Annotated in this window: 22 protein-coding genes; 13 read left to right on the top strand and 9 right to left on the bottom strand. The window is 45.0% G+C overall.

Going from position 1 to position 21,481, the window contains the following annotated elements; genetic code table 11:
- The first annotated feature begins 221 nt into the window (after window positions 1–221).
- The 5 genes from GC102_RS00800 (at window position 222) to GC102_RS00780 (ending at window position 7,161) form a co-directional block, all read left to right on the top strand.
- Window positions 222–1,256 (top strand): alpha/beta hydrolase family protein, encoded by a 1,035-nt coding sequence (locus GC102_RS00800; RefSeq protein ID WP_171687807.1) that lies wholly within the window; start codon window positions 222–224, stop codon window positions 1,254–1,256.
- Window positions 1,257–1,274: 18 nt separating this feature from the next.
- Window positions 1,275–2,249, top strand: coding sequence for an ABC transporter permease (locus GC102_RS00795; RefSeq protein ID WP_216627901.1), 975 nt, complete (start codon window positions 1,275–1,277; stop codon window positions 2,247–2,249).
- Between the two features lie 18 nt (window positions 2,250–2,267).
- Window positions 2,268–3,143 carry a carbohydrate ABC transporter permease gene (locus GC102_RS00790; RefSeq protein WP_171687806.1) on the top strand — a complete coding sequence of 292 codons (876 nt, stop codon included), beginning with the start codon at window positions 2,268–2,270 and terminating at the stop codon, window positions 3,141–3,143.
- 102 nt (window positions 3,144–3,245) lie between these two features.
- Window positions 3,246–4,781 (top strand): extracellular solute-binding protein, encoded by a 1,536-nt coding sequence (locus GC102_RS00785; protein WP_171687805.1) that lies wholly within the window; start codon window positions 3,246–3,248, stop codon window positions 4,779–4,781.
- Window positions 4,782–4,896: 115 nt separating this feature from the next.
- Window positions 4,897–7,161 (top strand): helix-turn-helix domain-containing protein, encoded by a 2,265-nt coding sequence (locus GC102_RS00780; RefSeq protein ID WP_171687804.1) that lies wholly within the window; start codon window positions 4,897–4,899, stop codon window positions 7,159–7,161.
- Window positions 7,162–7,569: 408 nt separating this feature from the next.
- Here GC102_RS00780 and GC102_RS00775 read toward each other — a convergent pair whose 3' ends face one another.
- The 7 genes from GC102_RS00775 to GC102_RS00745 form a co-directional block, all read right to left on the bottom strand.
- The gene (locus tag GC102_RS00775) at window positions 7,570–8,529 is read right to left on the bottom strand and encodes a FecCD family ABC transporter permease (RefSeq protein WP_376769340.1); all 960 of its coding nucleotides are present in this window, start codon (window positions 8,527–8,529) and stop codon (window positions 7,570–7,572) included.
- A gap of 41 nt (window positions 8,530–8,570) precedes the next feature.
- Entirely contained in the window at window positions 8,571–9,590 is a 1,020-nt protein-coding gene (locus GC102_RS00770; RefSeq protein ID WP_171687803.1) for a FecCD family ABC transporter permease, read from the bottom strand.
- 4 nt (window positions 9,591–9,594) lie between these two features.
- The gene (locus tag GC102_RS00765) at window positions 9,595–10,566 is read right to left on the bottom strand and encodes an ABC transporter substrate-binding protein (protein ID WP_171687802.1); all 972 of its coding nucleotides are present in this window, start codon (window positions 10,564–10,566) and stop codon (window positions 9,595–9,597) included.
- Window positions 10,567–10,669: 103 nt separating this feature from the next.
- Window positions 10,670–11,473: a helix-turn-helix domain-containing protein gene (locus GC102_RS00760; protein WP_171687801.1), complete on the bottom strand. Its 804-nt coding sequence runs from the start codon at window positions 11,471–11,473 to the stop codon at window positions 10,670–10,672.
- 154 nt (window positions 11,474–11,627) lie between these two features.
- Window positions 11,628–12,005, bottom strand: a complete 378-nt coding sequence (locus tag GC102_RS00755; protein WP_171639949.1) for a hypothetical protein — start codon at window positions 12,003–12,005, stop codon at window positions 11,628–11,630.
- Between the two features lie 41 nt (window positions 12,006–12,046).
- A complete protein-coding gene (locus GC102_RS00750; RefSeq protein ID WP_171639947.1) occupies window positions 12,047–12,406 on the bottom strand; it encodes a hypothetical protein in 360 nt (119 codons plus the stop codon).
- Between the two features lie 166 nt (window positions 12,407–12,572).
- Window positions 12,573–12,779 carry a DUF1761 domain-containing protein gene (locus GC102_RS00745; RefSeq protein ID WP_281367612.1) on the bottom strand — a complete coding sequence of 69 codons (207 nt, stop codon included), beginning with the start codon at window positions 12,777–12,779 and terminating at the stop codon, window positions 12,573–12,575.
- Window positions 12,780–13,011: 232 nt separating this feature from the next.
- Here GC102_RS00745 and GC102_RS00740 point away from each other — a divergent pair, with 232 nt between their 5' ends.
- From GC102_RS00740 to lepB, 4 genes are all read left to right on the top strand, one after another.
- On the top strand, window positions 13,012–13,470 hold the full coding sequence (locus GC102_RS00740) for a hypothetical protein (RefSeq protein WP_171687799.1): 459 nt from the start codon (window positions 13,012–13,014) through the stop codon (window positions 13,468–13,470).
- A 75-nt stretch (window positions 13,471–13,545) separates the two neighbouring features.
- Window positions 13,546–14,319, top strand: a complete 774-nt coding sequence (locus tag GC102_RS00735; RefSeq protein ID WP_171687798.1) for a hypothetical protein — start codon at window positions 13,546–13,548, stop codon at window positions 14,317–14,319.
- Between the two features lie 76 nt (window positions 14,320–14,395).
- A complete protein-coding gene (locus tag GC102_RS00730; RefSeq protein ID WP_171687797.1) occupies window positions 14,396–15,073 on the top strand; it encodes a hypothetical protein in 678 nt (225 codons plus the stop codon).
- A 35-nt stretch (window positions 15,074–15,108) separates the two neighbouring features.
- A complete protein-coding gene (gene lepB / locus GC102_RS00725; RefSeq protein WP_171687796.1) occupies window positions 15,109–15,666 on the top strand; it encodes a signal peptidase I in 558 nt (185 codons plus the stop codon).
- Between the two features lie 44 nt (window positions 15,667–15,710).
- Here lepB and GC102_RS00720 read toward each other — a convergent pair whose 3' ends face one another.
- A complete protein-coding gene (locus GC102_RS00720; protein WP_216627907.1) occupies window positions 15,711–16,346 on the bottom strand; it encodes a response regulator in 636 nt (211 codons plus the stop codon).
- A gap of 163 nt (window positions 16,347–16,509) precedes the next feature.
- On the opposite strand from GC102_RS00720, the gene GC102_RS00715 reads away from it, so the two are divergent.
- The 4 genes from GC102_RS00715 to pdaA all read left to right on the top strand — a co-directional run bounded on the left by GC102_RS00715 (window position 16,510) and on the right by pdaA (window position 20,466).
- Complete coding sequence (locus tag GC102_RS00715; RefSeq protein ID WP_171687795.1) at window positions 16,510–18,060, top strand: sensor histidine kinase; 1,551 nt, start codon at window positions 16,510–16,512, stop codon at window positions 18,058–18,060.
- The gene (locus tag GC102_RS00710) at window positions 18,053–18,481 is read left to right on the top strand and encodes a response regulator (protein WP_171687794.1); all 429 of its coding nucleotides are present in this window, start codon (window positions 18,053–18,055) and stop codon (window positions 18,479–18,481) included. Before GC102_RS00715 ends, GC102_RS00710 begins: the two co-directional genes overlap by 8 nt.
- Window positions 18,478–19,599 (top strand): HD-GYP domain-containing protein, encoded by a 1,122-nt coding sequence (locus tag GC102_RS00705; RefSeq protein WP_171687793.1) that lies wholly within the window; start codon window positions 18,478–18,480, stop codon window positions 19,597–19,599. The genes GC102_RS00710 and GC102_RS00705 overlap by 4 nt, the downstream gene beginning before the upstream one ends.
- A gap of 132 nt (window positions 19,600–19,731) precedes the next feature.
- Window positions 19,732–20,466, top strand: coding sequence for a delta-lactam-biosynthetic de-N-acetylase (pdaA, locus tag GC102_RS00700; protein ID WP_376769339.1), 735 nt, complete (start codon window positions 19,732–19,734; stop codon window positions 20,464–20,466).
- 48 nt (window positions 20,467–20,514) lie between these two features.
- Here pdaA and GC102_RS00695 read toward each other — a convergent pair whose 3' ends face one another.
- Window positions 20,515–21,432 (bottom strand): peptidyl-prolyl cis-trans isomerase, encoded by a 918-nt coding sequence (locus tag GC102_RS00695; protein WP_171687792.1) that lies wholly within the window; start codon window positions 21,430–21,432, stop codon window positions 20,515–20,517.
- Window positions 21,433–21,481: the final 49 nt, after the last annotated feature.

Raw genomic sequence — 21,481 nt, 5'->3', positions numbered from 1 at the left:
AAGGATGCAAACCGTAAATTGGTTTAGCATCCTTTTTTGCTTTGTCTGCTAACCAGCTGCAGATAAGGCTTTTTTGTATACCTCGCTAATGATTATCAGCCACTCGCTGAAGATTATCAGGCTTAATTACTTGATCTCGCTCGCTAATGATTGTAGACGGCAATGAGCTGTGTTCGTTAAGCTCGGTGTAGTCAATCGATATGACAGGAGGCAAGTGTTGCATGACTTATGAGCAATATGAGGATAGGGTCAGATTGCAAAAGCAAAGCGGAGAGCAGCGGATCAATCGATATTCTCCCTATTGTGATCTGATTTATTATCCTTCTTCAATCCAACCGGAGCTTAGCCTGGCAATGAGGATTCTGAAACCGCAAAGGCCATCCCGTATATGTGTAACCACCCATGGTTGGCATATGAGTATCCCTTCCTTTACGTACATGGATACACCTCATCATGAGGGTGATTATTTAATGGTTGAGGTCGATATGCGCGGCAGAGCATTCTCTGACGGAGAACCGGACTGCAACGGCTGGGAGCTGCTGGATGTAATTGATGCTGTGAATTACGTCCGCAAGCATTATGCCGATTGCATTATTGATCCTGAGATTATTTATTTTGAAGGTGGAAGCGGTGGCGGTGGGAATGCGTATGCGATTATAGGTAAATTTCCTGATTTTTTTGCTGCTGCTACGGCAATGTGCGGGATTACCGATTATACGGTTTGGTATGAGCAGGATGAGATCGGTGAGTTCCGGGATGAATTAGATGTGTGGATCGGATTTCCACCGCATACGAACCCTATCGCCTATCAATCACGAAGCGGGCTGGCCTTGATTGGCAATGTGCTAACTCCCTTGTTTATTGCTCATGGCGAAACGGATGTTCGTGTCCCGGTAGAGCATGCACGGATGTACATGGAGAAGGCCAAGGAGCTTGGCCTTAGCGAACGAGTCCGCTATATGGAGCTGGAAGGCGTTGGAACGAGAGAGCACTGGGGGAATTCGACGGAAAAACAGATGCAGCTGATGAGAGAGCGCAGCGAATACAATCGCAATAAGCATCAAGTTCCTATAGAAATACCGAGCTCTGGCGTATTTACCGTCGCTGGTTATCTAATTACAAAGGAGTTTTCCGTTATTTTGGATTCATTGGATAAAGTAGCGATAGTGACCTACGATTTGAAGCAAAATGAATTCAAAGTGACGGGTGAACAGCTAGAGGGATATACGATTGTTCGCCATGAACCAAATCGATAAATAGATGGAGGGACATATATGGAAATGGGGGAAAGATCCTTCACAGCAGTGGGCGCAGGATTCGGTTCTCAGCCCCAGCGGAAAAACACCAGGCGGATCAGTAAGATTATCGCTCGCGACCGATGGTTATATTTTATGTTACTGCCGGGCGTTATTTATTTCATTTTATTTAAATATTTACCGATGTGGGGCGTATTGATCGCCTTTAAGAATTATCAGCCCTTTCTGGGCTTCTGGCACAGCGATTGGGTAGGGCTTAAGCATTTCACTCGGTTTTTCAGTGAGCCTACCTTCTGGATGCTGTTCAAAAATACGGTGATACTTGCGCTTTATAATCTGGTTTTCTTTTTCCCGCTGCCGATTGTGGTTGCCTTGATGCTTAATGAGGTTCGCAAGGAGTTTCTGAAACGATTTGTGCAAACGCTGGTTTATATCCCGCATTTTTTTTCATGGGTCGTCGTCGTAGGGATTTTCTACATTCTTTTTACCGTAGAGGGTGGGGTTGTTAACGAGCTTATTGTGAAGGTTGGAGGCGAACGAGTCAACTTTCTCATCAGCAGCGAGTGGTTCCGAACGATGATCATGACTGAGGTGGTGTGGAAAGAAACAGGTTGGGGCACTATTATTTTCCTTGCTGCTCTGGCGGGGGTAGACCCAGGCTTGTATGAAGCATCGAAAATCGATGGAGCGGGACGCTGGCGCCAGCTTTGGCACATTACACTGCCTGCAATCCGAAGCACGATCATTATTTTATTCATCCTGCGGCTAGGGCACTTTATGGATACAGGTTTCGAGCAGATCATTTTGATGCTTAACGCGATGAATCGGGAGGTAGGAGAGGTCTTCGACACCTATGTGTACTCTGCTGGTATTAACCAATCGCAATTCAGCTACAGTACAGCTGTCGGACTTTTCAAATCCGTAGTGGGCTTGGTGCTGGTGCTGGCTACGAACGCATTAGCCAAAAAGACAGGCGAAGAAGGGATTTATTAAGAGGAAAGGAGGATTTGGATGAAAAATCGATCATTCGGAGAACGGTTGTTTGATTCCGTTAATATTACATTGCTTTTTCTATTCGCAGCCTTAACGGTGCTTCCGTTCCTATACATGGTTCTCGGCTCGTTCGCATCGCCAGAGGAATTCGCCAAACAAGGCATGGTGATGATACCGACAAAGTTCTCATTGGACGCCTACACCTACATTTTTTCCACCAACACGATTGTTCGAAGTTTGCTGAACACCATTTATATTACGGTTGTAGGAACCTTAATCAATATTATTTTCACCGCTTTAATGGCCTATCCGTTGTCACGCAGAGAATTGCTGGGGCGCAGGTCAGTGATGCTGATGGTGATATTCTCGATGCTGTTTAGCGGTGGGATGATTCCTACATTCCTGGTCGTCAAGTCGCTAGGGCTAATGAACTCACTATGGTCCTTATTGATACCGGGGGCAATCAGCGCCTTCAATCTTATTATTTTGAAAAATTTCTTTCAGCAAATGCCGGAAGGGATTGAGGAATCAGCGAAAATCGATGGTTGTAACGATCTGGGCATTCTGATCAAAATTATATTGCCCTTATCGCTGCCTGCTATTGCGACCTTCTCCTTATTTTATGCGGTAGGCCATTGGAACTCGTTCTTTTCCGCTATTTTATATATCAACGATACGACCAAGTGGCCGATCCAGGTCATTCTCAGGCAAGTCGTCATTATGGCGGAAGGCGGAATCGGTGATTCCAGTCAGGTGAACGATTCCTTCACCATCCCACCGCAGTCGATCAAAATGGCCGTGATTACAGTATCTACGCTGCCGATTTTAATCGTGTATCCATTTTTACAGAAGCATTTTGCGAAAGGCGTACTTTTGGGTTCGGTTAAAGGATAACACGGAAGGCTCACTCTGTTTCAGCTTTGATGATACTTCAGAGTGACGCTGGCGGCGTAATCTTTTAATATAAAATGACAGGGAAAAAAAGGGAGGATCACAATGAGGGGATCTTACGGACAACAACGCAAGGGACTGAGGATCACAGGAGCATTGTTGCTTACAGCAAGTCTACTTGCAGCATGCAGTCAAGGTACGGAGAAGTCGGCAGACAGCACATCGAAAACCACACAGGAATTAGCTAAACCGAAGGAACCGCTTAAACTTTCCATGATGAACATGTACTATTCAGCCGAACCGCCAAAAGCAGACAATGAGGCCGTTAAAATCATTGAGGAGCATACAGGGACGAAGCTGGATATTACATGGGTACCCAATTCTGCCTACAATGATAAAATCAACGCGACGATTGCCGCAGGTGAGCTTCCACAGATCATGATGATTGCCAGCAATAAAGGCCAAGGAATTATTAATGCGGCCCGGTCTGGTATGTTCTGGGAGATCGGTCCGTATTTGAAGGACTATCCGAATCTAAGCAAGCTTAATCCGCTGGTGCTGAGCAATATTGCTGTGGATGGGAAGGTATACGGTATTTTCCGCAGCCGTCCTGTGGCGCGTGAAGGCATTATTTTACGAAAAGATTGGCTGAATGCTGTTGGGATGGCTGAGCCGAAGACGATTGATGAGTTCTATCAAGTGATTAAAGCTTTCAGTACCAAGGACCCTGATAAGAATGGCAAGGATGATACCTTCGGTATGTACGAGGGCCGGGGCATGAATGGGTTTCAGACGATTCTTGGCTGGTATGGAGGTCCAAATCTGTATGGAATCCAAGATAACAAGGTCGTTCCTGATTTCATGACCAAAGAATATGTGGATGCGCTCAAGATGTATAAAAGGCTGTATGATGAAAAGCTGATCAACCAGGATTTCGCAGTGGTGCCGGGAACAAAGCGTCAGGAAGCGATCAATCAAGGGAAAGCTGGTTTAATTATCAGCACGTTGGATGATGTCAATGCTGGGTTCAACGATTTGGCTAAAGCTAATCCGAATGCGGTGCTTGATGTAGTCAGCCGGATCAATGGGCCGAAGGGCGAACGATTAATGCTGTTTAATGGCGGTTATGTCGGTACGTATATGTTCCCGAAGACAAGTGTAAAGACTGAGGCTGACTTGAAACAAATCCTTGGCTTTATGGATAAATTAGCAGACAAAAAGCTGCAAAACCTGTTCGAATGGGGCATAGAAGGCAAACATTACAAGGTGGAAAATGGCAAGCCTGCACGTACAGACGGCAAGGCTTATGAAACCGACGTCAATTCGATCTATCAAATTCGCTTTGATGATGGCAGTTTGGTGGATGCCGGCGAGGATGCTCCTATCGTGCGCAAATACAAGCAAATGTTCAAGGACAATGCTTCGATTGCTGTAGCAAATCCGGCTGAATCGTTCCAATCGGCTACGCTCGCGGAAAAGGGCTCCGAGATTACGAAGATCATTCAGGATGCGAGAATTAAGTTCATTATGGGGACTATTGATGAGGCAGGCTGGAATCAAGCCTTGGAACAGTGGAAGAAAAGCGGTGGGGATAAAGTCATTGAAGAATACACCGCTCAATATCTGAAGCTGAAAAAATAAGCTATAGCTAGGCGCTAGACGTTAGCTCGACTACAATAGAGTCAGAGGAATTCACTTTTCGTTACCGGAAGTGAATTCCTCGCGTATTTCGCACCCTTTGGAGGTTAGCCCGATCATGAGAATTCGTCCACCCAAATTTTTATTAAGGTTGTTTCTGTTCAGCGTGCTTTTGGGGACTCTTCCCGTCTTGATATTGGGGGTTCTGTCTTACCAGAAATCCTCTGAAATCATTCAAGATAAGGTAGCCAAGGGAAATATGCTGAATCTGGAGCAAACCCAGATGAGGGTGGAGCAGATTCTGAAGACAGCGGACAAATCGGTAACCCAATTTATGAGCTCATCACTGGTGAACTCGGCTTTGAATATGTCTTTGACCCCGGATCAGTTTGATACGGTGAACAGCATGCTGCAGGGGCTTCACCAGCTTCAAAGCTTCGATCTGGGTATTCATGATATCCTGCTGGTCAGCTTGAATCGAGGCTGGGCGATTGATAATACAACGGAGGTGCATCGATTAGAAAGCTTCATTCAAGCCGATATGGTGAAAAATTACACCCAATCTGGTAAGACGAGCTTTTGGACACATGCCGGCTCTGCTAGTGAAGAGATACATATGGTCAAGAAGCTTCCGCTTCATTCCTCTACGCCTTCCGGTATAATTATCGTTAAATTCAAGAGCAAAGAGATTAATAAGCTGCTGGCTAATAACAGTGAGCTGGGCGACGTCATGATTCTGGATGAGAATGGTCTTGTATTGGCACATAGTGATGCGACGCAAATCGGGAAGGATTACAGCGGTAGAGGGGAATTACTATCTATTCGCAATAATACGGAAGCTGTTGGTACCTACACTTCTTCTCAGCATGGGGATATGGGAGTAACCTTCCGCAAATCGCCTTATAACGGTTGGATGTATATTTCAGTCTCCTCGGTGGACCTTATTACGAAGGATTCCAAGGCGATTGAATGGTATACCTATACCGCTTGCCTGCTGATTCTTGTTGTTACGATGCTGCTATCCTGGTTGGGATCCAGACGGATGTACAGTCCCATTCATTTGCTGTACCGATCGCTGCAAGCCGAGCCGGAGATTACGAAGCCTGCGGAGAGGGATGAGCTGAGCTTTATTGGCCGTCAGGTGAATGAAATGCTAGATACGAAGCATCGAATGATCGGCATTATTGAAGGACAGCGTCGACAGGTTGAAGAGCTGTTTATGATCAAGCTTTTTCAAGGGGAAGTACGAGTTCAGGAGATTCAGGAGAAGTTAACAGGCTTCGCGTATAAAAAGGATTGGAACCGGATCTACGTGATGGCTGTCCAGATCGATACGCTGAATGGCACGCGTTATGATGAAATGGATGAGGATCTGCTCCTGTTTGCGATCAATAATATTGTGGATGAGATTGTTCCTGTCTCAGAGCGACTTAAGCCTACGGTTATTCACCGAACTCAAGTCACCTTGCTTGAATGCAGAGGAGAACAGGAGGAAGCTTACAAGAAAAGAGTTAATGAATTAGCTGCGGAGATTAGGCAGAAGGTAGGTCAGTTTCTGGAGCTTGAAGTCAGTGTGGGCATAAGCCGGTTCTACAACACGGTTGAAGAAGCGAGAATGGCTTATCAGGATGCCACAGAGGCTTTGAAATATACGATCAGGACGGGGGCCGGTTCTGTTATTTATATTGAGGACGTTGAGCCGGAAGGGACCATTCTTTCCCTCTTTCAGGGGCGGATTGAACAGGAGCTGCTGGATGCGGTGAAGCTGGCTGATTTTGCTCAGGCCGATCAATTGCTGGAGAATTATTTACAGGAGATTTTTCAAGAGAAAGTTAATCATCGGGAGTATTTTGTCCCTTTGACTGCCTTTCTGCTCGAATTGGTTCGTATGGCGCAAAACCTGGGTGAACCTATCGCCTCCTTGTATGATGGAGAAAAGTCGTTGATCGATCAGCTCTATAGGATGAGAACCGTTAAGGAAATCGGTCAATGGTTTCGTGAGGCGTTAATTTATCCGATGATGGAGCTCTTCGAAAAGAAAAGAAAAACGCAATATATGCGGATCTCTGATCAGATGCTGGACATGATTCACCATGAGGTGGAGACGGATCTATCGCTGGATCTTTGCGCCACCAGGCTTGGCTACCATCCTGACTATATTCGGGGCGTTTTCCGTAGGGAAGCGGGTGTCAATTTCAGTGAATACTTATCCAACTTCCGCTTGCAGAAGGCTAAGGAGATGCTCGTAGATACCGAATTGAAAATTTCGGAGATCGCGGAAAGGCTGCGCTATAATAATTCACAAAATTTTATACGTTATTTTCGTAAGCAGGAAGGGATGACACCAGGACAATATCGTGAAAAACACCTATTAAGGGAGTGATCGAATTGTTAATGTTCAAAAGAATAGGCCTATCCATTAGACAGTCATAAAAGAGCCATTAAAGCGGCGATCGTTTCTCGTTGTTGAATCGGGGAGAGGTACACGAGTGCAAAAGTTGTATTTTCTACAACATTAGGCTAGCTAGTCTGCGTTTTTCCTGTGATTGTTGCAGAAAATACAACAATTTCTCCCCAAAGTAGCTCAATGGGGTGAAATGAGGTTAAATTGTTGCACAACATACAACATTGATCAGTACGGTAAGAAGAAACCAATGAAATTGTTGTATGTTGTACAACTTTAGCTCATGAACAAGCCTAATCAACTGACTTTATTCCCCTTAGATCCTAACAAAATCTGTGCCAAAAAAGGATGCAAACCGTGAAACGGTTTTGCATCCTTTTTCATGTATTACCCTCTACGTAGACGCTCCCTACGCAGCAAGTAGATAAAATAGGGCGCGCCGATGACGGCGGTCATGATGCCCACGGGTACTTCCCGCGGGAGAATAATGATGCGGCCGAGCAAGTCGCCCAGCAGCATCAAATCAGCGCCGATCAAGGCTGCTAACGGGATCAGCCATTGATGTCGAGCGCCGACGATGCTCCGCGCGATATGGGGCGCGATCAGGCCAATGAAGCCAATCGCGCCAACGGCCGACACGGAGATGCCGGCGAGGGTAACAGCTAGCATCAGCAGCCAGAAGCGCTGCTTCGCGATGTTCAGCCCGAGCGAGGTGGTGATATCGTCACCAAGCTGAAAAATATTCAGCTTCGCAGAGTTCGCCCACACGATCGGCAGAAGCCCGGCGGTCCACGGCAGCAGCGTGTACACATCGTTCCAGCTACGGCTCCATAGGCTGCCGGACAGCCAGAGCAGCGCCATGTTGATGTCGCTTGGGTGTCTGACAATCAAATACTGTGTGGCAGCTTGAAACACAGTCCCAATCGCAACGCCCACTAAGGCGAGGGAGGCGGGAGGGAGTGTTAATCGCCGACTTAACAGCAGTAGAAGAAGGAATGCTGAGAAGGCGCCGATAAACGCAGCAATGGGCAAGAAGTAACTTGGCGATTTGGGAAAGAGAAAGATAACAGCCGCAGCCATGAATCCGGCCCCTTTGGTAATCCCAATAACATCAGGGCTGGCAAGCGGATTTCTCACCAAGCTTTGGAGAATAACGCCGCCAACCGCCAAACCAAATCCTGCTAGAATTGCAACCAGGATGCGTGGTAATCGAACCTGATGTACGATGAAATAAGACGGACTCTTTTCATCCATTAATCCAGTCCATACATCTCCTAGCGGGATCCGTACAGCGCCCACAAGTGCATAGATGATAGCGAGCACAATCATAATTGCGGATGCTGCCATCAGGGAAAAAGCAGGTTTTCGCATTGTTCGTGCTATCTGTTTCACCGCACACCTCCTTGCTTGCGAGCCAAGTAGATGAAGTATGGCGCGCCAATCGCGGATGTCACAATGCCCACCGGTGATTCGAATGGAAAAGCAATAAAGCGGCTGAGGAAGTCGGCATATAGAAGTAAATTTCCCCCGAGTAGTGCTGTTAACGGGCCAAGGATCGTTAAGTTATTGCCGACCATAGCGCGAGCCATGTGCGGAACAAGGAGACAAACGAAACCAATCGGACCACATAAGGCTACTGCGGATCCGGCGAGTAAGATGACCAGCAGAATACTTATTCCACGCACGAGGTTAACACGTTGGCCTAAACCTGCCGCAATGTCGTCATCCATAAGCAGCAGTTTGAATGATGGGAGCATGAAGCTGAATAGCACCATGCCGCCTACAAAAAAAGGTAAAATAATGCGAACTTCCGTCCAAGCCGCTTGATTCAAGGAGCCAACAAGCCAGAAGATCATGCTGTCAGTGGCATGCTGATTCATGATAATGAAGCCTTCTGTGAGAGAAGACATGAGGAAGTGTATGGTTATCCCGGCTAGGGCTAAACGCACATATTGCTGACGACCCGTCCCCGCTAGTGACCAAATCAGCAGCGCGCTTAGGGCGGCCCCTACGAATGCGAAGCCAATTAGGCCTATATTGCCAAAGTGGGGTAAAGCGACAAGTCCCACCACCACGGCCAATGCCGCTCCAGCATTAATCCCGAAGATGTGTGGGGATGCTAGCGGATTCTTGGTTGTAAGTTGTGTAAGGAGCCCCGCTAAGGCCAACTGCATACCAACAATACATGCCATGATGGCACGTGGTAAACGTAGTGTTTGGATGTAGAGGTGAGCCTTATCACTGCCTTGGTAGGTCAAGGCTTCGAGCAAGGTTCGCCAGGAGACCTGAGCTTGGCCCCATTTCAAACTACAGATCACACCCATCATCATGATGAGAATAGAGGTAGAAAAAAGGAAGAGCAGAGGCCATTTACGGCTCTGCTTCTCATACATAGGCATAGGCTTCATTGGACTATTGCCCCAAATTCTTCGCGATATCCTCGAGAATTTTCTCGGATCCAAGGAATCCACGGGATAGGGACCAGTCGCGGCGTTCTACAGTGAATACTTTTTTGTTCGCTACAGCGTCAATTTTCTGCCACAGCGGGTTCGTTTCCCATTGTTTGATGATGGTTTCTTTTTCCGTAGGCAGCAAGAACAGGACTTGTGGATTGGCTTCTACCAACTGTTCTAATGTGATCTGCGGATAAGCGGCAGTGTTTTTAATAGGGTCCGTGTACCCTAGCATCGCTAAGAAGGAACCGCTATAAGCGTGATCCGAATGAGCGAAGAATCCTTTGGGATTCACAACTGCGGGAAGAACACGAAGATTCGTTGAGCCGAGTTTCTTTTTCAAAGTCTCAACCTTTGCTTGATGCTCCGCAAGACGTTTCTTGCCTTCTTCTTCTTTGCCAACGGCTTTAGCGATAATAGCAACATTCTTGAGCATTTGATTGTAATCAGCTTGGAAATCATCTAACACCAGAACCGGAGCAATTCCTTTGAGCTGGGGAATAGCATTCTTGTGCTTGTTCACGTCGACGATGATCAAATCGGGTTTAAGCGAACTAATCAGCTCAATGTTTGGTTCATAGCGGGATCCAACAGATTTGTATGTTTTCAACTGACTTTTTACCGAGTCCATAAATAGATCAGGGCTACCGTCGTCGGCAACACCAACAGGCTGTACGCCTAAAGTAACGAGGATATCGGTGAACCCAAATTCCATCGCAATAATGCGTTCAGGCTTCTTAGGTAGTTCAACTGTTCCTACGGCGTCTTGAACCGTAATTTTTCCGTCCACTTGAGCAGCAGGCTTCTGGCTAGCAGAGGTCGGTGTTGTTGCAGTTGATTCGGTATTCGTCGTTTTGCCGCAAGCTGCAAGGCTTATTGCAAATACGCTGATCAGTGCGATAAGACAAAGACGAGCGATATGGTTTTTCATTTTCGGTTTCCTCCATGACAATGATTATTATTCTCATTTGGAATCATACCGAATAATTCCACTTTAGGACATGTCTAATATGTATAATGAACATGTCCTATTATTAGATTTTATTTTGATTTGCAAGGAATATGGAAGGTGAATAACCTGTTTTTTTCTTGAAAACCTTACTGAAATGAAAATAATCAACAAATCCGACACGTCCCGCAACTTCTTTGGCAAGTAGATCGGTTTGGAGAAACATTTGTTTAGCTTTCTCAATACGCAGGGTGTACAAATAATTCATCATTGTAGAACCAGTGTGCTTTTTGAAAAGAACCGTAAAATAACCTACACTCATGCCTGCTCGTCTGGCCAACATAGGAAGTGAAAGCTCAACCATATAATGCTCATTCATATAGGAGAGAGTTTCTTCAATCGATTCGGCTGAAGATTTTTTCTCTTGAGTCAATTGGGATTCATATAAATAAATGAAGAGAATGCGTTCCAACATGATTCGCTTACGAAATATATGGGCAGCCTCTTCTTCAGCCGTGAGCGGATGAAGATCATGAGTTGTGCGGATAAGCTCATCCAGCATATAGTGAATTTTGATCTCGCTGAGTGTGGTGAGTGGGCCTTGTAACGTCCATGTGTTTTCGTCAGGGAGCATTCGGTAAGTGATGATAACGTACTCCACGGTTTTGGTTTTTGGAACTTGAATGGAATAGGCACCTTGATCCGGATGGCAGGCATAGGCTTGTGAACAAACCGTTGGTTCTTGATCATGGCCAAGTATCGTGATGTGTCCGCGACGTACGATAATAAGCTGATACTTATTGGCTGGGCATTCGGTCGTAAGAGAGGAACTATTCGTCTCGATCTGTTCAATGAGAGGGACAAGCGGAATAAGTTGATGAAAATTCATGATCAGGTCGTAGTCCTTTCCTAATAAGCTTCTCTTCATTTGATAGTGACATAGATGTGTGTTCACAACAAGTAAGTAACATAAAAAAACGCCCAAGCGGGCGTTTTTTAGTTGTCCCTGAAGGACGACGGAGTCGGTTACCCTTATTTTATCCTTACATGGCGTACACACTTTTGATGATGATTTCAGGTAATTCTGCACGTTGTGCTTCATATTGCTCAGGCGTAATGCTGCCGCTGGACAGCCGTAAGTTTAATTGTTCGGTTAACTCTGCTAATTGAAGCTCAATGACCTTCTGGACGTCAACCTTGTTGGCTTCGGCAATATCTGCTAGAGATAACCCATTATACTGGGCAATGTAAATGTCTTCCTCTGAGGATAGCCCCAGTACATGCAGCAGATCTTCTTTTATAGGAACAGTATTCTGTTTATTTGCAATTGGATTAGCTCTTAAAGGATCAATCCATGTGGTTCCCCCCAGGCTTAAGGTAAGGGCCATTGTACTGATCAGGAGCATTTGCTTCCGGTTCATTGTATCCTCTTTTCTACTGATTAAACATTTGGTCATCATACTTAACGCCGCACAAAGGTCATGTGCCAACTATCTGAACGACTCAAGGATCTCGAGTTCTTGGCTTTATTAACGGCACTTACGAGTAGGAATATAAGCAAATCCTCGCCAGTTGTATTATTAACTAACACTTTACGAGGCGTTAAATCACCTGCTCCCCCTCTGGCTATAAAGACGCCTGGCGAGGGTTCAGCCTCAATTTTGATAGCAAAGGCCTCGTTGTTAAACAAGAAGTTGATATCCCTCAAAATTAACTTTTGTTTACTTTTCACACGAATAAGTATTTGCTGCAGAAGTATTGTTTTTCCAGCGCCAACCGAGATTGGTGAGCTACCGCCAACGATTCCATTAAGTTGAAGCACTATCTCCACCCCCAAAGATCTTGTGCTCCAGTATATTCGAGTGAATGCCAAGTGGAGTGGGGGGATATACCTGAATAAACGATTTAGACGATTTTGAAACACGTTAGAGGCAATAAAAAAAGAGCGTCTCCTGCGGAGGCGCTCTTGTGAGTCTATCTCAATGACATTAGGACTGCCAGGCTCCAATGATAATGCCAGCAATCAAATAGGATACTAAGTGGTAGCCGATGGTGATGAAATACAACTGCAGCTTGCTATTCTCGAACAAATAATTCATCCCGATTTTCAGCGAAATGCTTAGGCCGATAAGTAAGCCAATCGTAAGCCCTGTTAACCAGGTTGTCTCACTGCCAAGCGTCAAGAGAAGTGCCAGGATAAAGGCGCCCCCATTATTAATGAATTAGGTGTATAGGAGCATTGTATCCTGTAGTTTTTTGGTTGTAAAAACTTATTTACTAAAAAAGGCATCTGGTACGAAAGTATACCATCAGACACTGCGAAAGTAGTAGGTATAAATTACTCTAAAGGACGAAGTCACGAATCGTATGGCGGGATACAATAGGTTTGTAAGCGAGATCAGAACAAGAAGGAGGCAGGGCAGCACGATGATTCGTTTGAAACGCAAAGTGATGATCGTTTCATTGGGCCTCTCAACTTTCCTCGTTATGGGTACGGCTTACGCCTACTCGGATGTAAGTAAGCCTCTGCAAAATTGGTACAAAGCAAGTTTCCAGCAGGGGACGAAAGAAATTAATTCTATGGTCCAACAAGGGTTGGACGAAGCTTCTCAATCCTTGAGCGTATCGGCGAATGAATCGACATCCAAGGCAAATGCCAACTTGAAGAAGATGGCAGATGACACTAGTCATAAGGCTATCGACAGCATAGAAGCGGCTCGCCAATCCTATGTTGGTCAAATCGAAAGCGCGTCAGAGCTTGCTAAGACTGGTGCAGCAGCAGATTTCGACAAGTACGTAAGTGCTTCGAAGAGTGCGAATGACCGTGAAATCGATCAATGGGCCAAGGAAACGATTCAAGGATTAACGTCGAAACTGGGCAACTAGTCAGTCATGGTGAGTTATGTGTTCACTTCAGGTGAGCGCAATGAAACAATATACTATTCTAAGGGAGATTGATGAATGATGAAAGCATTGAAAAGTAAATTAGCAATTGGTGTTATTGCAACAGGTTTAGTAGCAGGTATGGGTACAGCATTCGCAGCAACTGACGCTGGCGGTCAACTTCAAAGCTGGTACTCCTCAGCATCAGCCATCACAAAAGGTTTAATCGCTGGAGACGTTGCAAGCTATGTAGCTGCTAACAAAGAAAAAATGGTTACTGATTACAAAAATATCAATAATTCAGCAGTGAATGACGTAAAAACAGCAGGTACAACTGAAACGACTCGTGTACAAGATTCCATTAACGGTCAATTGAACACTTACACGACTGCTATCGACAGTAAAAACACAAGCATTAAAGGCAGCATGCCTGGTGAGTACGACCGTTTAGTAAATGGTACGAACGCTATTAACAACGGTGTAATTGATGGTATTGGTTTTGTAGCCAAATTAGACATTACGAAAGATGTTAATGACCAAGGAAGAACATCCGTAAACAACCTGACTACGGCTGTAGGTACGACACAAACTCAAGCAGCAACTGCTTTGACTACAAAAATCGAAGCTACAAAAACAGAACTTAACACTTTGCTTGCTGCTGAAAGAACAGCTGCATCCCAAGAAATTAAGGACAACTTGGCTGCTAAAATCGCAGCTAAATTAGCAGAACTTCAAACACTTGCTGATACTTTAGAAACAGCAAACAAAAAAGCAATTACGGATAAAGGTGCTTCCCTTGAAACTACTGGTTTAGCAGCATTGGAAACTATCGTAATCAACGGATTGAAATAATAACATAGGCGAACAGGCCCCGGTGACGGGGCCTCAAGCTTACATTTATTCACTAAGAGAAGAAGGAGGAATTAAAATGGTCACTAGAAATGAAAAGCAACGCAACCTGAAATCCAAACGGATTGTCGCAGCTGGAATTGTTTCTTTAACTGTTGTACTTACGGCGTCGGTCGGAATTTCCTATGCGGACATTGATATTGCGGGCTCCATGGCTTCTTGGTTCAATAAGAAAACAGAGCAAGTCATCCAAGGCTTGGATCAATCGATGAAGTCAGAGACTGAAACGCAGAAGGAACTTTTGAAGAAAGAATTGCAGCTTCGACTCGAAGCATCATCCAGAAGTTTGGAATCATTCACGGAGGAGCAGAAGCGAATTCGTCTTCAGGCTCTTGGACAGTATGCGCAATCTTTGCTCGCCAGTACGGATATCAAGACAGTACAAGATCGTCAGCAAATCTTGAATAAGCTCCAAGCGATTGTGGATAGTGCACAGGGGGCGATGGATACATTAGTGAACAGCTATGTTCCACCTGCACTCGTGTTCACACCTAGCCCGCCGGTTGTCTTAGTTCTGCCACCAGGGGCACCGGGACCACTGCCTGCACCAGCAGGACCTATTCAACCACCAGTTCCTGTACCGGTTCCTGTACCAGTACCTGTACCTGCGCCACAGCCGCCAACAGTAACGGATGATGTCTATGGACAGCAACCAAATCCAGCAACCGTGGTTCATGTCACGTACAACCAACAATAATTGAACAGACTTAAAAGATTGAGGTGAGAGCAGATATGAGGGAAGAAGTCTTAGAGCTTAGACAGCCCGTAATCAAGAAAAAAAGTGAAGTATGGGGCTGGATTCGATTCATTCTACTCCTGACACTGGCCTTTATTTTGATTAATAACATGATTGGGCTTACGAAAGTGTCGGGTAATTCCATGAATCCTTCGTTACAGAACGGCAATGTACTGCTGATGAATAAAATATCGTTGTTCTTTTCAACGCCCAAATATGGAGATGTCGTCGTCATTAAGGATGAGCGACTAGGTTTTAGCATTATTAAACGAGTTATCGCTGTTCAAGGGGATCGCGTACTCATTCGTGATGGAGTCATCTTCGTGAACGAAACTCCTCTGCCTGAGCTATATACAGCTGGGAAGTCGGAAGATATGGATGTACAGACAATTCCGAGTGGACACTTGTTCGTTGTCGGAGATAATCGGAATTTGGGTGAGAGCAAGGACAGTCGGGATCCTTCATTAGGTCCTGTTCATATTAAAGATGTGAAGGGTTATGCGGTCTTCTCGTTATTTCCTATGCATAGTATCGCGGAACCGCTTGACCTATAAGGCAAAAAGATCCGGCGGGTTTTCCCGACGGATCTTTCATTTTATTATCGCTGCATTTCAAACTGCACGAGCCCTTTGGATAGGGCATATAAGGCGGCTTGCGTACGATCAGCTAAAACTAATTTGGCTAGCACCTGACTTACATGCTTTTTCACCGTAAACTCTGTAATGTACAGGGCGCTGGCGATTTCCTTATTGGAAAGTCCTTTGCCAAGAGACATAAGGACTTCTAGCTCTTTGGGGGTTAGTTCAGAGAGCTCCTGCTCTTCGCTCTTGGATTTATCGCCCATCATAGATCCCATTAGGACAGGATCATAGTATTTACGACCACGAGCAACGCTTTCAACTGCATATAGCAAGTCTTCGGGAAATGCTTCTTTCAAACAGATGCCTTCAACCTGTAAAGATTGGGCTAATTGAAGCTCACTTCGAGTTACCGAAGAGGTTAAAATGATATATTTGCAAGTATGTCCCGATCGTCGAGCCTCTCGAATCAAGTCCAGTCCATTTTCGTTTCCCAAATTTAAATCAACGAGTACAAGATCAGGCTTTGTCTGCTCAAGGAGCCGTAGAGCCTCCTTCGCATTCGCGGCTTCCCCAACAACATTCATCGATTGACCGGATGATACAACCGTGCGAATTCCTTTGCGAACAAGCGGGTGATCATCAAGGATAATCATATTAATCAAGCGGGTTCCCTCCAAAAAGATCTCAGCTATGTTATACTAAAATAGTACCAAATACCTATTACTATGTACCCAAGTCTCATCAATTGGCTTCATTGTATAACAAAATATGCCAAAAGACCATTAAGAATTCATAAAGTTTAGGAGAAGTTAGGACATGTCCTTACATAACAGAACGGGCTTATATTTATTTTTTGGCTGCAGATGGGCGCTGCTGCTGTCTGGGCTCATCCTGTATTCAAAGGATGGCGGTGTAACGCCTGGACTGCTGTTGGCTGCGGTTCTTTTTCAGACGATATACAGCCTATTACAGTTAAATAAAATGCGTAGAAAAGTGGCGATCATGGCCGCTGTCACGGATGTATCCTTTGGGATTTATTTGCTTGGGCAGACGGGCGGTATTTCCAGTCCGTTTTTAATCTATAGTTTTACAGGTCTCTGGATGGTCAAACAATTCGTGAGCTGGAGACAGTACTATCCGATACTCCTGTTTTATGTAGCGGGTATCCCGATTCTGTTTGCTTTGACATCTGATGTTCTCATATATAGATATGTACTGGCTCATTTTGATTACGGCTTTATCGTATTCACCTTCTTTTGCGTAGTAAGTCTAGTGCATTATGCAGCGCAAAATGTACAGAAACAATTTCGCAAGCTAGTCACGATCTATTCTTCTCGTCACATGACCGTACAGCCAATGAAGCAAGGAACGATTTCCTATATAGAGGAACTGCTTCAGCGAGTTTTAGATGATCGGGAAGTTATCCTTTGCGTGGAAAGTGCCGGTCGTTACGAAAAGCTTCAAAGTTGGAAGCATACGTATTTTACGAATTATATGAAACAAAATTGGCCGCATAGCCAGAAGATTTACACCCAATTACCATCGCCTACAGGTGAAGTTGTGCCTTATTACGTCCAAGTCCTTCTGGACCGTAGCGGGAAAAAGTATGGATGGCTGCTTGTTAAAACAAGCAAAAAAGAATTGTCTATTTTACACAAAATATATATTCAATTTATCCTCATGAAGCTGGAAGCTTTCCATTTCGTCAATGAAGAATTGCTAGATGCTCAAGAAACGGCTGTCGCCCTTGAACGCGATGCGATTGCTCAAAATATTCACGATGGGATCGCTCAGGAGCTTTTCTTTATCTCTATTCAGCTCTTTCAATTGAAAAATGCGCTTCCCCCGGATGTTCGCGAGGAGACGCTTCCTTATGTGACGGAGATCGAGAAAAAAGTGAAAGAAAGCCATCGTGATATTCGTCAATTCATCATCGAGCTTAAGGATGAGAAGAGAAAATTCAATCTCCATAGTGCCATAGAGAAGCTGCTGCACCGTGTTACTGAACATACCGAGGTGGTTCCAATATTTGAGAACATTGGTTGGGTAGCGCATGAGCAGCTTGATATCGAAGAAGCGATTTATCACTTGGTAGAGGAAGCAGCCAACAACGTCATTAAACATGCCAAGGCCAAACATATCCATGTGAGGATTGAAGTCACGAGTGTACAATGGTCGATTACCATTAAGGATGATGGCATCGGAATGCAGATATCCGAGGTGTACGAGCAGGGGCGATTTGGGCTGAGAGGCATGGAGAATCGGATTAAAGTCTTGAATGGAGCCATTTCTTTTCAATCCGAAGCTGTCATGGGTACGACGGTTACAGCCTACATCCCACGTGAAAGGAGTATCGCCTATGTATAAAGTAGTCATTGCCGATGACCATTGTATCGTAAGAGAAGGTCTTCATATTTTGCTCAACAGCTGTGGGGGTTACGCGGTTACGGGTGAGGCGACGAACGGAAATGAAGCTATTTCGCAATCCTTAGCGTTAGTGCCCGATCTTCTTTTAACGGATCTGAAAATGCCTGGTACTTCTATTATTGAAGGGGCTAAGACCCTTAAGATTAGGTGTCCGCAAATGAAAATTATCATTTTAACGGCTGTTGATGAGAGTGAAGATATTTATCGGGCTTTCAAAGCGGGGATTGACGGTTACTTGATGAAAGATACGAGTCCTGAAGTGATTCTATCCACCATTGAGAATGTCATGAAAGGTGCCTCTATCTTCCAGTCGAAGGAGAACATAAGCGATCAACCAGATTCAAGAAGGAGTTCACTATGATGAATTTACAACGATTCGGCCAACTGCCGGTCCATCAACTATTGATGGCTATCATTGGTAGTATGTCCTCTATCTGTACACTGAGTGGCTTGTCATACTGGTTGGTTAACGGTAACTCCGAATCTAAGCTGTATATGATGACCTCGTTTACCGTTTCCCTTTTTGCCTGGGGGATGTATGCGATTCAGAAAAATATGCCGAAAGATAGTCCATATACGACTCTGATAACCCCATCATTACTATTCTTAGTGATTGTTATCATCACATTGTATAACCCTATGGCTCTGCATCAGATGTGGGTTGCCCTTATCTTTTTCCCTGTTATGCTCAGTTTATTGGTTGAATTTAGGGTGTATGTAGTTGGTTCAATTATTTTTTCGCTGTATTTCTTATTCTTTCAAATTTTTGGTCCCACGTATGGGAATGACGACGGGTTCTCTCCCATTATTATGGCGACGACAAAAGGTGTATATGCATTAGGCTGCGTGATCTTAGGCGGAATTATTATTACAGCCTTTAATCAACATAAACGGCGCGTCGAGGCCGCCGCGTTTCAGCAGCAAAAACAGCAAGTGATTAACATCTTGCAATGCTTCATCCCCGTAGGAGAACGGAAAACACAAACGTCGCGTAAAGAAATCGGTGAAATGAGTATTCTGCTCAAATCACTCGTGAATGAGTATGGAAGCTTACGGGTGCAAGATTGGGAGATTGATCTGTTGTCACTCTTGCATTTTGTAAGCAGGGTCAAGCTGCCGGATTATATGTTTGAAAAAGAAGAGAAATTGACAGAGTTCGAATTCGAAGTGGTGCAGGAGCACTGCTTCATGGCGAAGGAATTATGCGAAGGTATCCCCGATTTTCAAGAGGTCGAGAAAGCTTTTCTTTATCATCATGAAAAAGTAGATGGCACCGGCTATCCATATCGCCTCGCGGGCGATCAGATACCGCTGCTTTCGCAGATGCTCGGCTTAGTGGAAGTGTTCCTCGCCATGACGACGCCGCGGTCATACCGACAAGCCACGTCCCCAAGAGAAGCGTACGCTGAAATTCAGAAGCTAGTCGGACATGCTTTTCGAGCTGACATTGTGGACGCATTTGGGAAAGTGATAGATTGAAAAAGAACACATAATCTCCGTCTAACATGTGGCATATTAGTAACAGTCTATGTAGACTGTACCAATCCACAGAAGGCAAGGAGTGAATGTTCAACCGTGAAATACATGCGAATTCTGACGATCGTACTCGCCATGCTGCTCGGGCAAGCAACGATGGCATCTGCCGATGGGTCTTATCATTTTGGATTTAAGAAAAGTACGAAAGGACAGCCCCCGTCGATTGATGAAGAAGGCTTCAAAGGCCTTTTGAAGCAGCGAGGGGCTATTTTCACAGGAGATCCAGCTTTAAAGGAATTGTACTTAACCTTCGATAATGGCTATGAGCAGGGCTATACCGGTAAGATCTTGGACGTGCTGAAGGAGAAGCAAGTACCCGCGATCTTCTTCGTTACGGGGCATTATATCAGGACGGAGCCTGAGTTGTTAAAGCGGATGGCACAGGAAGGTCACTTGATCGGCAACCATTCTTGGAGCCATCCGGATATGAGTCAAATATCGGCAGAACGCATTCAGAAAGAACTGAATCAAGTGAAAGATGAGGTCAGAACTCTTACTGGACAACAGGAGATGCGCTATCTGCGCGCGCCGCGGGGGATATTTAGTGGCCAATCGTTAGCCGTTAGTCAAGGGCTTGGCTATACGAACGTATTCTGGTCCGTCGCTTACCGCGATTGGGAGCCCAAGCATCAGAAGGGCTGGGAGTATGCGTACAAAAATGTGATGGCGCAGCTGCATCCAGGTGCCGTCATTTTGCTTCATTCGGTGTCCAAGGATAACACGGAGGCGTTGGCCAGAATCATTGACGATGCGAAGAGTCAGGGATACCAGTTCAAGAGTCTTGATGAGATGCAAAGTCGGACGCCATAAAAGCTAAGAAGGATGCCTCGGTATGGGCATCCTTCTTTTGTGTACATTTTAAGCATCTTTGCTCAAGTAGTTCTCAACAGTCGATTGCGATTTCTTCTCTTGCAGCCATGTAGAAGATAGGGTAGACAACTTTTGGTTGGTTAATGTTGTTTTAATATCCTCCTTTTTCTCTTCCATAGTAGGCGTGTAGGCTGCTTTATGGTCGGTTACTTTAATAATGTCGTATCCAGTACTTGTCTGAACGGCACTGCTTGTTTCACCTACAGCTAAGGCGAAGGCCGCGGTATCAAAGGTTTCCTCCATGTTACCGCTAGAGATGTAACCAAGAGCTCCGGCTGTATCTTTGGTTGCTGTGTCTAGGGATTTGTCTTTGGCAAGCGTGGCAAAGTCAGTACCTTTTTTCAACTCAGCTAGAATCGCATCCGCTTCTTCTTTGGTCGTGACCGAGATGTGTGAGGCCTGAATTTGCTCAGGGACCTTCAATGATTCGATATTTTCATCATAATATTGTTTGATTTCATCATCGGAAATCGTTACTTGAGGTTCTAGAATTTTTTTCAAGAGAACTTGAGTCTTCATATTTTTCTTTAAATCGTCTAAAGTCATGCCGTAAGAGGTGAGTGCTTGCTGAAACTCATCATTAGAAGAGTAGGAGCCTTGAATTAATGAGATTTCTTGCTGAATATCTTCATCTGTGATTTGAACGCCCGTCTTCTGTCCTTCTTGGTTAATAAGTTCCTCAGTGATTAAAGTATCTAGTGTCTGCTCGCCGCCACTGACTAGCATGGCTTCATAGAGCTGGTCTCTGCTGATATTGACGCCATTAACCTTAGCTACCGCTACGGCTGCTGATGTCGGGTCTGTTTTCTTAAGAGGAGGATAGACGATGAGATACGCGATAAGACTAAGTAGCAGGAGAGAAGATACCCATTTCCATGTACGATTTGCTGATATATGTTTATTCATTATGAATGCTCCCTTCGGTTTCGGTAATTTGAATGACTTGACTTGATGC

Source organism: Paenibacillus germinis, from assembly GCF_013141785.1.
Lineage (GTDB): Bacteria > Bacillota > Bacilli > Paenibacillales > NBRC-103111 > Paenibacillus_E > Paenibacillus_E phytorum.
The sequence above is the reverse complement of the archived record's forward strand: the minus strand, read 5'-3'. Positions and strand labels throughout refer to the sequence as shown.